Origin of the sequence: Pseudomonas sp. GL-R-26 (assembly GCF_019947365.1) — a bacterium.
GTDB lineage: Bacteria > Pseudomonadota > Gammaproteobacteria > Pseudomonadales > Pseudomonadaceae > Aquipseudomonas.
Map to the genome: position 1 here is coordinate 1 of NZ_JAGYGI010000035.1, position 13,204 is coordinate 13,204.

Sequence of the window (13,204 nt, forward strand, 5' to 3'; positions counted from 1 at the left end):
TTTAGCGCGTGTACCTGGGCGATTTTAGGGTTTATCAACAGTGTCTCGGCAGACCGCTCCGGGAACATCCCCAAGTACCTGGCCGAGCTTCATGCCTCAGCCCCGCACTATGTCCTGCCTCATCGGCAAGAGGAGCGTATTTATCCTCGCGCCATCCGGCTCAAATCACCGAAGTATCCGATCAGAAATAAAAATGCCAGTCAGCTTAACTGACTGGCATTAGGCATCAAGGCCGCCTTTTTTTGTCTGCGAAGACCCGCATGCGCATGAAATCACGCTTTTCGCTGTAGTCCCGAGCGGTTTGACTGATGGGTTCGAACCTTCCATTGGGTTACGGATTTGTCTGTTCTTATAACTCTCGGTGATTTGACAAATAAAGACCTCAAGCGACCATCGGCGTGAGCTTGAAACGCCCCGCGGATGGGAGTACCGTCTGCGCCTTAGAAGGGCACCTCTGGTGTACATGTGTGTAGGGCAAATGCCCGAAAGCGGTGCGACAGAGAGGCTAGAAAGCGAATCCAGTAGTCAGTGCCGGGCCAAAGTCCCCGCCTGCTACGCCAACCTAATTCTGGCGCCGTTTGCCCACATGCCAAAAACCAGTGCCACGCTGCTGATAATCGATGATGACGAAGTAGTGCGCGCGAGCCTCGCCGCCTATTTGGAAGACAGTGGTTTCAGCGTCTTGCAGGCCAGCAATGGTCAGCAGGGTCTTCAGGTATTCGAGCAAGACAAGCCCGACTTGGTCATCTGCGATCTGCGCATGCCGCAGATGGGCGGACTCGAACTCATTCGCCAGGTGACCGAACGTTCGCCGCAAACGCCGGTGATCGTGGTGTCGGGTGCGGGCGTGATGAACGACGCGGTCGAAGCCCTGCGCCTGGGCGCGGCGGACTACCTGATCAAGCCTCTCGAAGATCTGGCCGTGCTCGAGCACTCCGTGCGCCGGGCCCTGGATCGTGCGCGTCTGTTGCTGGAGAACCAGCGCTACCGCGAGAAGCTGGAGAAGGCCAACCGCGAGCTCGAAGCCAGCCTGAACCTGCTCCAGGAGGACCAGAACGCCGGTCGCCAGGTGCAGATGAACATGCTGCCGGTCAGCCCCTGGACCATCGACGAATTCAAGTTTGCTCACCAGATCATCCCGTCGCTGTACCTGTCGGGTGATTTCGTCGACTACTTCCGGGTCGACGAGCGCCGGGTCGCCTTTTACCTGGCTGACGTTTCCGGTCATGGCGCCTCTTCAGCCTTCGTCACCGTGCTGTTGAAGTTCATGACCACGCGCCTGCTGTTCGAATCCAAGCGCAGTGGCACCTTGCCGGAATTCAAGCCTTCAGAGGTCCTTGGTCATATCAACCGGGGCCTGATCAGTTGTAAGCTGGGTAAACACGTCACAATGGTCGGTGGAGTCATCGACGAGGAGACCGGTTTGTTGACCTATAGCATCGGCGGTCATCTGCCGTTGCCAGTGTTGTACACGCCAGACAGTGTTCGTTATCTGGAAGGGCGTGGTCTGCCCGTGGGCCTCTTCAACGAAGCCACCTACGAAGACCACGTGCTGGAACTGCCACCGACGTTCAGCCTGACGCTGATGTCTGATGGCATTCTGGATCTTTTGCCAGAACCCACACTCAAAGAAAAAGAGGCGGCGTTGCCCCAACGGGTCAAGGCTGCGGGCGGCACCCTGGATGGGTTGCGGCAGGTTTTTGGATTGGCCACGCTAGGGGAGATGCCGGATGATATCGCCCTGTTGGTGTTGAGCAGGAATCTTTGATGAGTACCGGTAGAATCCAGTTCGCCGAGCAGGATGGCACCTTCGTCCTGAAGTTCGTCGGTGAAGTTCGCCTGACCCTGTGTTCGGCGTTGGATGCGACTATTGAGCGGATCTTCAGCGCGTTGAATTTCAACACGATCGTGATCGATCTGACCGAAACCCGCAGCATCGACAGCACCACGCTTGGCCTGCTGGCCAAGCTGTCGATCCTGTCGCGGCAGAAGGTCGGCCTGCTGCCGACCGTCGTCACCACCCACGAAGACATCACGCGTCTGTTGCAGTCCATGGGCTTCGAGCAGGTGTTCAACATCGTTGATAAGCCGGTGCCGTGCCCGGAATGCCTGGATGACCTGCCAGACCAGGATCAGTCCGAAGAAGTGGTGCGGATCAAGGTGCTCGAAGCGCACAAGATCCTCATGGGCCTGAACGACACCAATCGTGAAGCCTTTCATGACCTGGTGAATGCGCTCGAACGCCATTGATTGAGATAAACCTGTGGCGAGGGAGCTTGCTCCCGCTGGGCTGCGAAGCGGCCCCAAGGCCACAAATTTCTTAGTGTCAGAACTATCTCGTTAGCAGAATTTACGACTGCTGCGCAGCCGGACGGGAGCAAGCTCCCTCGCCACAAATGATCATTTGATACTCAAGAAACACCCACAAAAAAGGGCGAACCCACCAAGGTTCGCCCTTTTTGCATTACACCCACTCAGGTCACAGCTTGGCCTGCAACAGCGCCTCGAGCTTCTCCTGGTCCCGCGCGAACTGACGAATGCCTTCAGCCAGTTTCTCGGTCGCCATCGCATCTTCGTTGGACAGCCAGCGGAATTGCGATTCGCTGAGGCTCAGGCGCGCTTCACCGGCCTGGCCTGGCGCCAGTTTACGCTCCAGCTTGCCGGTATCCGCGGCCAGCTTGTCGATCAGGTCCGGGCTGATGGTCAGGCGGTCGCAGCCGGCCAGTTGCTCGATCTGGCCCAGGTTGCGGAAGCTCGCCCCCATGACCACGGTCTTGTAGTCATTGGCCTTGTAGTAGTTGTAGATGCGCGTCACCGACTGCACGCCCGGATCATCCGCGCCGGTGTAGTCGTTGCCGTTGGCTTTCTTGTACCAGTCGTAGATACGGCCCACGAACGGCGAAATCAGGAACACCCCGGCGTCGGCGCAGGCGGCTGCCTGGGCAAAGGAGAACAGCAGGGTCAGGTTGGTCTGGATGCCTTCCTTTTCCAGGATCTCTGCAGCGCGGATGCCTTCCCAGGTGGAGGCGATCTTGATCAGCACGCGGTCGCGGCCAATACCGGCCTTGTCGTACAACTCGATCAGGCGATGCGCACGCTTGAGCATGGCATCGGTGTCGAATGACAGGCGCGCATCCACTTCGGTGGAAATGCGGCCCGGGATCACCTTCAGGATTTCTTGCCCCACGGCCACGCCAAAACGGTCGCTGGCCAGGCCCACATCGCCCTTGCAGTCATTGACGCTGGCGTTCAGCAGCTCGGCATACGCAGGAATGGCCGCGGCCTTGAGCAACAGGGAAGGGTTGGTGGTGGCGTCCACGGGTTTAACGCGAGCGATAGCTTCGAAGTCGCCGGTGTCGGCAACCACGGTAGTCATTTGTTTGAGTTGTTCCAGCTTGGAAGTCATGGGCGTGCTCTGTCCTATGGGTCTGATGACATTACCCGAGCGCTGACAGCCACTCAAGGGTGTGTACGTGTATCGACGGCCCCTGCGGCAACAACCTGAAAACGGTTGTTTGAAAGGTGGGGCCTGGTAATGATGAATACGATGCCGAAACGCGGCACAGGTTCAAAGCAACTGACCGTCAGTGCGCCGTGGACATGCGTCCTACTGCGGATTCAACTGGGTCGAGACCGCCATTTTCGCAGGTTTCGCTTGGCCGTCGGAGGTCAGGAAACCGAAGTTTCTCTCACGGTCGTTGCCGCCCGTTTCACTGTTTTTCCACTCGTAGATCGATGTCAGCGGGATATCGAGCTTCTTGACGTCGGCGATGAAGGTGCTGATTTTTCTGGCCTGCGCTTCGATCCCGCCGTTTGAGCTGAGGGAGGGAACGCCCCATTCACTGATGACGCCCGGTAGATTGAAGTTTTGCTGAATAAACGCCTGGGCCTTGCTGATCTGCGCGCCCGACATGCCGTAGGGGTGATAAGAGATCGCACTCAGGCATTGGGGGTATTCACTGACAATTTTGTTCAGCGCCAATGCTGAGGTCGTGCCGGCACTCGGTGGCCGGGCGAAGCCAAAGCCGATCAGCAGCGTCGATTGCGGTTGGTCCTGAAGCGACTTGCATAGGGCACTCATGAACGGAACAAAGGTCGTGTCGAGATTTCGGGTTGGCCAGTACTTCGCCAGGTCCGGTTCGTTCCATATTTCAATCGCGACGAGCTGCGGCCCGTATGACTGCTCCAGCCCCTTCACCGAACTGGCGAACGATTCGCCGGCAGCCACGAGTTCACTGGTGTTGTCGGGCGCGGAGGTCAGCGCCTTGGTCGAGCGTACGGTCATCAGTACCGGCAGGTCGGCGGACTTGGCCGCGGCGAAGGCATCGCTGATCTGCTTTTGATACGCCGCGCCGTCCAGGTTGTTGGTCCATACGCCAAAGCGCACGAATCCGAAGCCTGCGGCCTTGATCTGCTCGGCGTCGGTGGGGGAGAAGGTCTGGATCTTCACCTGGACACCGATGGTTTTGTTGGCGGCAAGTGCGGGGAACAAGTCACTGGCGTAAACCTGACTGGCTGCACCAAGCATTAACAGGGTTGAGGCGCTGAGCCGTTTGAAACGTGCTGATTTCATGCCTGAACTCCTGGCGGGTAATGACATTTTCCAATCGTTGACTCGTTACTTTCATTTGGATGCTCGCGAGGGTGCGAAGTGCACGAATGTTATTTTTTGTCAGGTAGTTAGTTCCGGAAAATCACAGTTATTTTTGGTCCGGTAATTCTGGTTGGGTCGCTTTTGGGGGCTGTGGTACTTAATGCACTTGTATTAACAGGGCGAATCTATTTCTCAGTGCCGCAAGGTCTTGTGGGTTCACTAAAGCCCACTCGAAATGTTGGCATATTGATATTGCACGGGAAAGTAACCTTGTTCAGAAAGATCCTTGTCGTCTGTGTGGGCAATATCTGCCGAAGTCCGACAGCAGAAACTTTGCTGCGTAACGCGCTGGCCCCTTCAGCGATCACGGTGACCTCGGCGGGCCTTGCCGCACGGGTTGGCGAGGCCATGGAACCGTCGGCCCTCCAGGTTCTGGAAGACCACGGGCACAACGCCCAAGGGTTTAAGGCGCGGCAAATTACACCGGACATCGTCAATGAATCAGACCTGATTCTGGTCATGGAAAAAGAGCATGTAAAACAAGTACTGAAGATTGCCTCTCATGCCAGGGGCAAAGTGTTTTTGCTCGGAAAGTGGCAGAGCGAGCGAGAAATACAGGATCCGTATCGTCAAGGAAAGGCCGCTTTTATTCATGCCCATGCATTGATTGAAGATGCTGTTAGCTCATGGGCGCAGCGCCTCGGACATTGATGAATATTCTTCAGATCAGTGAATGGTAAGAACAGACTTATGCAGTTACCGTCAGTAATCGGCACCCGTGACAACGATCAAGACAGCATTGATCTTCTCGGCATATTTGGCTCTTTGATTGACCAGAAATGGTTGATCGGCGCGCTCACCGGTGCCTTCATGGCGACCGGCGTTGCCTATGCGGTTTTGGCAACTCCCGTGTACCTGGCGAACGCGCTGGTGCAGGTCGAGCCGAAGAAGAACGACATGCTCGGGTTTTCCGATCTCAACAGCATGCTCGGCGGGCAATCGCCGTCGGTGACCGAAATCGGCATCATCAAGTCCCGCGCGGTGATCGGCAAAACGGTCGATGATCTTCGACTTGATATCGACGTCACCCCCAACACCTTCCCGGTCATCGGCGGTTTTCTCGCCCGACGTTATCGCGGCGAGACCGAGTTCAGTGTCGCGGCGCCGCGCTTGGGCCTGAACAGCTACGCCTGGGGCGGTGAGCGCCTGGAGATCGCCCGGCTCAATCTGCCGAAAGAACTGCTGGGCAAGAAACTCACGCTGATTGCCGGCGAGCAGCATCGATTCCAGTTGTTCGATGAAAACGACAGCTTGCTGGTCGAAGGCGTCGCTGGCGAAGCGTTCAAACAGGACGAAGTAGAGGGGCAGATCGCTCAGCTGTCGGCGAACCCTGGCACCCGCTTCGAAGTGGTGCGCAATCCACGGATCGTGACCATCCAGAGTTACCAGGATGCGCTGGATATTTCAGAGCAAGGCAAGGAATCGGGGATCATTCGTCTGGCCCTGGCCAGCAGTGACGCGGCCGAGGCGGTGAAAATCCTCAATAAAATCGCTTCGTTGTATGTGCAGCAGAACGTGCAACGCACGTCGGCGGAAGCGGCGCAGAGCCTGGAGTTCCTGCAAGGCCAGCTGCCGCAGGTCAAACGCGACCTGGCCAAGGCCAGCGATGCGCTCAACGGTTATCAAACCCGCGGCAAGACGGTCAACATTTCCCTCGAAACCCAATCGGTGCTGGAACAGGTTGTCAGTCTGGATACGCGTATCTCCGAACTGAAAATGCAACAGGCGGAGATGGATCGCAAGTTCACCAAACAGCATCCGGCTTACCGCGCGCTGATGACCCAGATCGGCGAATTGACCCAGCAGCAGAAGGTTCTGGAGGGCAAAGCCCAGGACCTGCCTGCCACGCAACAGGAACTGCTGAACCTGACCCGCGATGTCGAAGTGGCGTCGCAGATCTACACGCAACTGCTGAACAAATCCCAGGAGCTGGACATCGTCCGGGCGGGGGCTGTGGGCAACGTGCGATTGGTCGACACCGCGGATGTCGACCTGACCAGCCCGGTCAAACCGAAAAAAGCCCTGATCGTGCTGATTGCAACCTTCCTCGGTGCCTTTTTTGGGGTAGCGCTGGTGTTGCTGCGCAAGTCCCTGAGCCGAGGCCTGGAAGGTCCGGAGGCCATCGAGCAGCTCGGCTTGCCGGTGTACGCGTCGATTCCATACAGCGCACTGCAACAGGAAGAGGACGGCAAAAAAGTTCGCGCCAAGGACGGGACGGACAAGCCGGCGTACCTGTTGGCCCTGCGTAACCCGACGGACCTGTCCATCGAGTCGATCCGCAGTTTGCGCACCTGCCTGCACTTTGCGGGGCTGGATTCGACCAACAACCGGATCATGATTTCCGGCCCGAGCCCACAGGTCGGCAAGACCTTCGTCTCCTCCAACCTCGCAGCGGTCATGGCGCAAAGCGGGCAGCGGGTCGTACTGATCGATGCCGACATGCGCAAAGGCCATCTGCACAAGACGCTGAACACACCGATCACCAACGGCTTGTCGGACCTGTTGGTCAAGCGCTGCAGCATCGAGCAGGCGATCAATAGAGTCGAAGTCGACAACCTGCATTTCATCAGTCGTGGGCAGGTTCCGCCCAATCCTTCAGAACTGCTGATGCACGCCAACTTTCGTGAACTGCTGGCGCAACTCAGCGAGCTGTATGACGTGGTGATCATCGATACGCCACCGCTGCTGGCGGTGACGGATGCGGCGATTGTCGGTCGCGAAGCGGGGATCAGCCTGATTGTCACGCGGTTCGGGGTGAACCCGGCCAAAGAGATCGAACTGACGATTCGTCGATTCGCCCAGAACGGCATCGAGTTGAAGGGCGCGGTGTTCAACGGCGTCGAGAAGCGCGCAGCCAGTTACTACGGCAACGGCAGCTACGGCTATTACAACTACGAATACGCGTCCGACAAATCCTGAGTGTCAGTGATTGTCCTTTCATGTTTGAAGTGGGTGAGTTGTGAAAAAAATACTGCACGTGGCAGAGACGATCAAAGGTGGCGTCGCGACGGTGATCCGCACGATTTCGGCTTCGCCCGAAGGCGACGCGGCAAGCTATGAGCTGGTCTATCTGGTCCCGCAGGATCAGGAAAAAGAACTGCACGGGATTGCCGGGGAACAGATCCGCACCTTCGCCCGGACCGGGCGCAATGTGCCGTCGTTGCTGCGCTTCGCCTGGCGACTGACCCAAGTGATGCTTAAGGAAAAACCCGATGTCGTGCATTTGCACAGCACCTTTTCCGGCGTTATCGGGCGTTGCGTGTGCGTGCTGTTGCGACCTTGGCGCAAGCCGAAGATCGTCTATTGCCCCCATGCCTTTTCGTTCCTGATGGAAAGCTCGCCGACCAAGCAGAAAGCCTACGCGTGGATCGAGCGGGTATTGCAGAAGGTCACCGACGTGATCATCTGCGTCAGCCAGTACGAGCTCGACAAAGCCGCGCAGTTCGGCATTGAGCGCAAGCGCATGAAGCTGATCTACAACGGCATTCATCACAAGGATGACGCGCCGAAAGCCAACGGTCCCGAGCCGATTCATCTGCTCTTCGTCGGCCGTCTCGATTATCAGAAAGGCTTCGACGTGCTGCTCAAGGCTTTCGCCAGAGTCCAGCGCAGCGACCTGAAACTGACGGTGGTGGGCAGTGCCGTGAACGAGGATTCGGTCGAGTGCCCTCCGATGGAAGGGGTTGAATACCTGCCGTGGGTGACGCCGAGCGAAGTCCAGGCGCTGTACCAGAAAGCCGATGCGCTGATCGTCCCCAGTCGCTGGGAAGGCTTTGCCATGGTGCCGCTCGAAGGCATGGCCATGGGCTTGCCGGTGATTGCCAGCAACTGCACGTCGCTGCCCGAATTGGTCACCAACGAGGTGTCCGGCTACGTCTTCCCCAGTGGGGACCACCAGGCGCTGGCCGATGTGCTGACGAAAATCCAGAAGCCGCGCTTGCTCGACCTTGGCAGCGAAGGGCGCAGCATTGTCCGCGAGCGCTTCAGCGCCGCGTTGATGATCCGCCAGACCTATGACCTGTATCGCGCCCCCACTTTTTAAGTAGAACTCAAGCTTATGAACGTAACGATTTTGCATGGCTACAGTGCGTCCAACTCCGGTGACGGTCTGCTGGTGGATCTGGCCATTGCCCTGGTGCAGCGAAACTTTGGTGACGACACCTCGATCAGTGTCGTGGCCTCCGATCCAGAGTCCTTCAGCTACTTGCCGCACCAGCGTTTTGACGCGCCGGTCATGGCGGCCAAGGGGCTGGGGCGGGTCAAACAGGCGGTGTTCCTCAACCAGTCCTACGCCGGTCTTGCTGATCTGTTGAAGAAAGCCGATTTGATCGTCGGCGTCGGTGGAGGCTACATGCGCTCCAAAAGCGCCTTCGAACACATCAAGTTGAAACTGGGTCACGCCAAGCAACTGGAAACCGCAATCCTCAGCAAAGTGCCGTCGGTGTACCTGCCGCAAAGCATCGGGCCGTTCCACGGCGAGAGCAGCAAGATCGTCGAGCATTACGCCAGTGCCGATGCGGTGTTTGTGCGTGACAATCGCTCATCGGCGATTTTCGATGCCTGTGAAAATGTCTACCGCGCGCCGGATCTGGCGGTCCAGTCATTGGCCAGCAAGATCTTCATGCAGCCCAAGTTCACCCGTTGCGCGTCATCTCCGGCAACGGTGTGCGTGGTGCTGCGCAAACCGCCGGAGTGGAGCAAGGAAAAGAAGCTCGCCTACGTGGCCAACCTGAAGTTGCTGCTGCAGCGCTTGAAGAACAAAAGCAAAGTGGTTTGCGCGGTCCAGAGCGCCGTTCGCGGCAACGATGACGGTGCGTTCTATCGCGAACTGGGTATTACCGAAGATCTGCTGCCATTGAAAGCGACGCTGGCCAAATATCAGCCGGACCTGGTGATTTCCGTGCGCCTGCATGGCGCCATCGAATCGCTGCTGTCCGGCGTTCCGGCTTACCACATCAGCTATGAGCGCAAAGGCTTCGGCGCCTATCAGGACATGGGCGTGGAAGACTGGGTGATCAACGGCGGCGACATCAATGTCGACACCATCATCGACACGGTCTACGCACCGAACGCACTGTCCAGTTTCGGCAAACGCCTGACCGACACCTGCCGCGAGATCGAGGCAAAAACCGTGGCCATGGACGACATCATCAAAGGTATCGTTCGATGATATTTCGGCTACTGCTTCGCGGCGGGGCATTGGGCGCGAAGTTTTTGCTGGTGCTGGCGATCACCCATTTTCTCGGATATGAGGCGTTGGGCTTTTACGGCGTGGTGGTCGCCGCCTCGTTGATTGCGTCGAAGTTCTACAGCGTCGGTTTCAGCTCCGAAATCAATCGGCTGATCAGCGTCGGTGGCAGTTCGCGACGGGTCGTCGACAGGGTCCTGCTGCTGTACCTGGCCGTAGGGCTGTTGTTGTCGGTGGTGACGGTGTTGGTTTATTCGCTGTTCCAGGCAGTCGAGGCGACGACCGCGCTGATCCTCTGCGTGACGCTGGTTTTGCTCACCGAGCACCTGTCCTTCGAGATCAACTCCTTCGTGTTTTCCGCGCAGAAAGCCACGGCCGGTGCGTTGTTGTTTTTCATCAAGACCGGCCTCTGGGCGCTGTTGGCGGTGGGCGGGATGATGCTCGGCTGGGTGTCCGGGATCGCCAGTGTGCTGTGGTTGTGGGTTGCGGCCAACGTGCTGGTGATCGTCGCCGGTTACCTGATAGTGGTGAACGTGCACAAAGGCCGGGTGAGCGGGACACTGGCCACGGCAACCGTGTGGAAGGCCGGGTTGCCGTTCTATCTGGGCACAGGGTTAATCGCGTTGAGTCAGTACGCCGAGCGCTTTCTGATCGTCGATCTGGAACCCTACGCCAGTCTCGGTAAATACGTGTACGCCTGGTCGGCGGCCAACACCTTGCAAGCGCTGTCCTATGCGGTGGTGGCGGTGGTCGGCATTCCGGTGCTCGCCAAACGTTTTCAGGCTGATCAACAGCCGTTCACGGTCCGGCAATTGTTCGTCAATAAATGGGTCATGCGCTCGCTGGTGGTGTCCGCCGCGGTGGCGGTGCTGATTTATCTGTTCTTCAATGTCGTGCTCGATTACGTCGCCACGAGTGTTCCGCGTCCGGACAACGCGATCCTTGGCGTGCTGATTTTTTCCTTCGCGTTGCGCGCGATCGGCGACATCGTCTGGGGTGGTTTGATTGCCTCGAAGAACAGCCGGGTGTCACTGGCCAGTGCGGCGATCTGCTTGCTGGTTTCGGTGCCGGTCAGCTACCTGCTGATCAAGCACTATTCGATCTACGGCGCTGCCTGGGGCAACGCATTTGCGATCATCGTGCAGCTCGGCGTGATTGCCGTGTTGACCCGTGTGACCCGGCCGAAAGGGGCTTTGGCATGGGGTTGAAGCTGCCACTGATCGAGTTTCGCGGCAGAAAGCTCGACTCCTCGATTTCGTTCCTGATCCTGTTCACCGGGTTGTTTCTGTCGGTTGCCATGCCGCTGTTGATCCCCCGCGATCCAGGTCCGGATGCCATGACCCTGTGGTCGTCCTACGCGCGTGCCGACAACTGCAATTTCTGGAACCCGTTCTCGCCGGATCGCTCTTCCTATGAGTGTTCCGCGTTTCTGCTGCGGCCCACCGGGATCAATCTGACCAATGCCTGGGCCTACGGCATGTTCTGCAATTTTTTCCTCACGGCGATTCCGGTGGTGGTCTTCCGGCGCATGCCGCTGGCGATTTTCGGCACGCTGTGTCTGTGGGGCATCGTTCGCTCGTTTTTCCTTGAAAACCTGACCAAGGAAATCATTGTGTCGGTGGCGGTGTTGAGCATTTTGCTCAGCTCGTTGACGCGCAAATATCGCGGCGGATTTTTCCTCTCGGCGGTGATCTACGGCGTGCTGATCCGGCCCTACTGGATTCTGTTTTCACTGTCCTGGGTCGGCGTCTGCGTGATGAAGAAGTACGTCTCGCGCTTCACCTTCTTCCTGATGCTGTTCCTGTTCTACCTGGCGGTCGCCATGGCGATCCAGGTGGCGCTCGGGTTTCCGGTGTCGTCGATTCGCGCCAGTAACAACGAACTGCGCACGGCGGGCGAGGAGGGTTCCAAGTCGTTGATCGTCTCGTGGCTCAGCGGCAGCGACTTTGTCTCGCAGGCGCTTGACTCGATGATCATCTTCTTCCGGTTGTCGTTCCCAGTGGAGCTGATTTTGCTGTCGGGGCCGGGGCAGGTGATCTTCGTGGCGTTGATGATCATGACCGCGTTGCTGCTGTTCAAAGTCATCACCTCGACCGATTACAAAGGCGCGCCGATCCAGACCAAACCCAAGGAACTGATCGCGATTCCGCTGGCGTTCCTGCTGGTTCAAGGCCTGTTCGAGCCGGACTTCGGCTCCTTCGCCCGGCACTTCTCGATGGTGGTGCCGGTGTTGTTCGTGGGCCTGGGATTGATGCTGCGGGCGAACAAGCCAGTGCAGGTTGAATCAAGAATTCTGAATTGAGGCAGGTGCTTTATGTCGAGCAAGAAAAAGTCCCTGGAGATCGAAACCCTGCGTGGCCTGGCGTGCCTGCTGCTGGTGCTCTATCACGTCATCGGCCCGTTGGGCGGTGGTTTGAAAATAGACCTGGGCTCGCCGTTCCGGGTGATTGCCGATTCGATGGTGTATGTGCGCATGCCGCTGTTCACCTTCATTTCCGGCTACATCTACTCCATCTACAAAATCCGCGGGAATGACTTTTCGGCGTTCTTCAGCGGCAAGGTGCGACGCTTGATCGTGCCGCTGTTTTGCGTGGGCGTGCCGTTCTCGGTATTGCAGGCGGTGGGCCCGGGGGTGAACAAGGACGTCGGTGTGATCGACGCGTTGTTGGCGTTCTGGGTGCCGGTCAACCACTTCTGGTTCCTGCAGGCGGTGTTCATCATTTTCATGTTTGTCGGCCTGCTGGAGTGGCGTGGTTTGCTGCGTTCGGCGACGCGTTTGTACCTGCTGTTCGCGTTTGCGGCAGGGGTGTTTCTGCTGCCGCCGTTCAAGCTTGATGCGTTTGGCATCAACGGTGCGATCTACCTGCTACCGTTTTTCGTGGCGGGGATGATTGGCCAGGAAAATGTCGATGCGTTTAAGCAACGGTTCAAGGTGATCGGGCCGTTGGTGTTTGTGTTGATCTCGCTGACGCTGCTGTACGTGGCGGCGATTGATCGCGACTTGATCGTCGACCGCCGCAGCTTGATCGGTTTGACCGTGGGTTGCGTGTCCTGCATTGCGTTGCTGTCCAGTGACATGCGCTCGAAGTGGCTGACCTGGCTCGGCGGGTATTCCTATGGGATCTTCCTGTTCCATGTGTTGTTTGCCGCCACTTCGCGGTTTGTCCTGGGGCGTTTGGGCGTGAAGGACGAAAGCCTTCTGGTGCTCGGTGGCTTGGCGTGTGGCTTGCTCGGGCCGGTGGTTCTATCGATGGTTTTCAGTCGATTCAACTTCACCTCCGTGCTGTTCCTGGGTGAGCGCGCGGCGGCTAAAAAACCGCCGGCAAACGTCGCCCCGGTGCCCCAGACTTGAGGTTTGTCCG

General features: G+C 58.0%; 11 protein-coding genes and 1 pseudogene. 10 read left to right on the top strand and 2 right to left on the bottom strand.

The window, feature by feature from the left end:
- The 3 genes and pseudogenes from KGA96_RS25680 to rssC all read left to right on the top strand — a co-directional run.
- Window positions 1–213: pseudogene (locus KGA96_RS25680) on the top strand (IS4 family transposase); the annotation flags it as partial.
- Between the two features lie 373 nt (window positions 214–586).
- Entirely contained in the window at window positions 587–1,768 is a 1,182-nt protein-coding gene (rssB, locus tag KGA96_RS25685; protein WP_056722032.1) for a two-component system response regulator RssB, read from the top strand.
- Complete coding sequence (gene rssC, locus KGA96_RS25690) at window positions 1,768–2,250, top strand: anti-sigma factor antagonist RssC (RefSeq protein ID WP_046038063.1); 483 nt, start codon at window positions 1,768–1,770, stop codon at window positions 2,248–2,250. Before rssB ends, rssC begins: the two co-directional genes overlap by 1 nt.
- A gap of 229 nt (window positions 2,251–2,479) precedes the next feature.
- Here the strand turns inward: rssC and tal are convergent, their stop codons facing one another.
- Together tal and KGA96_RS25700 are read right to left on the bottom strand one after the other, a co-directional pair.
- Complete coding sequence (gene tal, locus KGA96_RS25695) at window positions 2,480–3,406, bottom strand: transaldolase (protein ID WP_046038065.1); 927 nt, start codon at window positions 3,404–3,406, stop codon at window positions 2,480–2,482.
- A gap of 201 nt (window positions 3,407–3,607) precedes the next feature.
- Window positions 3,608–4,573: a glycosyl hydrolase family 5 gene (locus KGA96_RS25700; RefSeq protein ID WP_046038067.1), complete on the bottom strand. Its 966-nt coding sequence runs from the start codon at window positions 4,571–4,573 to the stop codon at window positions 3,608–3,610.
- A gap of 291 nt (window positions 4,574–4,864) precedes the next feature.
- Here KGA96_RS25700 and KGA96_RS25705 point away from each other — a divergent pair, with 291 nt between their 5' ends.
- Genes KGA96_RS25705 through KGA96_RS25735 form a run of 7 tightly spaced genes read left to right on the top strand, consistent with a single transcriptional unit; the run spans window position 4,865 to window position 13,194 of the window.
- The gene (locus KGA96_RS25705) at window positions 4,865–5,305 is read left to right on the top strand and encodes a low molecular weight protein-tyrosine-phosphatase (protein ID WP_046038070.1); all 441 of its coding nucleotides are present in this window, start codon (window positions 4,865–4,867) and stop codon (window positions 5,303–5,305) included.
- Between the two features lie 39 nt (window positions 5,306–5,344).
- Entirely contained in the window at window positions 5,345–7,573 is a 2,229-nt protein-coding gene (locus KGA96_RS25710; protein ID WP_046038072.1) for a polysaccharide biosynthesis tyrosine autokinase, read from the top strand.
- Between the two features lie 40 nt (window positions 7,574–7,613).
- Window positions 7,614–8,696, top strand: a complete 1,083-nt coding sequence (locus tag KGA96_RS25715) for a glycosyltransferase (protein WP_046038073.1) — start codon at window positions 7,614–7,616, stop codon at window positions 8,694–8,696.
- 15 nt (window positions 8,697–8,711) lie between these two features.
- Window positions 8,712–9,824 carry a polysaccharide pyruvyl transferase family protein gene (locus tag KGA96_RS25720; protein ID WP_223515350.1) on the top strand — a complete coding sequence of 371 codons (1,113 nt, stop codon included), beginning with the start codon at window positions 8,712–8,714 and terminating at the stop codon, window positions 9,822–9,824.
- Entirely contained in the window at window positions 9,821–11,050 is a 1,230-nt protein-coding gene (locus KGA96_RS25725; RefSeq protein WP_046038078.1) for a polysaccharide biosynthesis C-terminal domain-containing protein, read from the top strand. The genes KGA96_RS25720 and KGA96_RS25725 overlap by 4 nt, the downstream gene beginning before the upstream one ends.
- Complete coding sequence (locus KGA96_RS25730; RefSeq protein ID WP_046038080.1) at window positions 11,041–12,144, top strand: hypothetical protein; 1,104 nt, start codon at window positions 11,041–11,043, stop codon at window positions 12,142–12,144. Before KGA96_RS25725 ends, KGA96_RS25730 begins: the two co-directional genes overlap by 10 nt.
- 12 nt (window positions 12,145–12,156) lie before the next feature.
- Window positions 12,157–13,194 (top strand): acyltransferase family protein, encoded by a 1,038-nt coding sequence (locus KGA96_RS25735; protein WP_046038082.1) that lies wholly within the window; start codon window positions 12,157–12,159, stop codon window positions 13,192–13,194.
- Window positions 13,195–13,204 lie beyond the last annotated feature (10 nt).

Coding starts and splice junctions, on each gene's coding strand:
- rssB (WP_056722032.1), top strand. CDS start 587: ATGCCAAAAACCAGTGCCACGCTGCTGATAATCGATGATGACGAAGTA.
- rssC (WP_046038063.1), top strand. CDS start 1,768: ATGAGTACCGGTAGAATCCAGTTCGCCGAGCAGGATGGCACCTTCGTC.
- tal (WP_046038065.1), bottom strand. CDS start 3,406: ATGACTTCCAAGCTGGAACAACTCAAACAAATGACTACCGTGGTTGCC.
- KGA96_RS25700 (WP_046038067.1), bottom strand. CDS start 4,573: ATGAAATCAGCACGTTTCAAACGGCTCAGCGCCTCAACCCTGTTAATG.
- KGA96_RS25710 (WP_046038072.1), top strand. CDS start 5,345: ATGCAGTTACCGTCAGTAATCGGCACCCGTGACAACGATCAAGACAGC.
- KGA96_RS25720 (WP_223515350.1), top strand. CDS start 8,712: ATGAACGTAACGATTTTGCATGGCTACAGTGCGTCCAACTCCGGTGAC.
- KGA96_RS25725 (WP_046038078.1), top strand. CDS start 9,821: ATGATATTTCGGCTACTGCTTCGCGGCGGGGCATTGGGCGCGAAGTTT.
- KGA96_RS25730 (WP_046038080.1), top strand. CDS start 11,041: ATGGGGTTGAAGCTGCCACTGATCGAGTTTCGCGGCAGAAAGCTCGAC.
- KGA96_RS25735 (WP_046038082.1), top strand. CDS start 12,157: ATGTCGAGCAAGAAAAAGTCCCTGGAGATCGAAACCCTGCGTGGCCTG.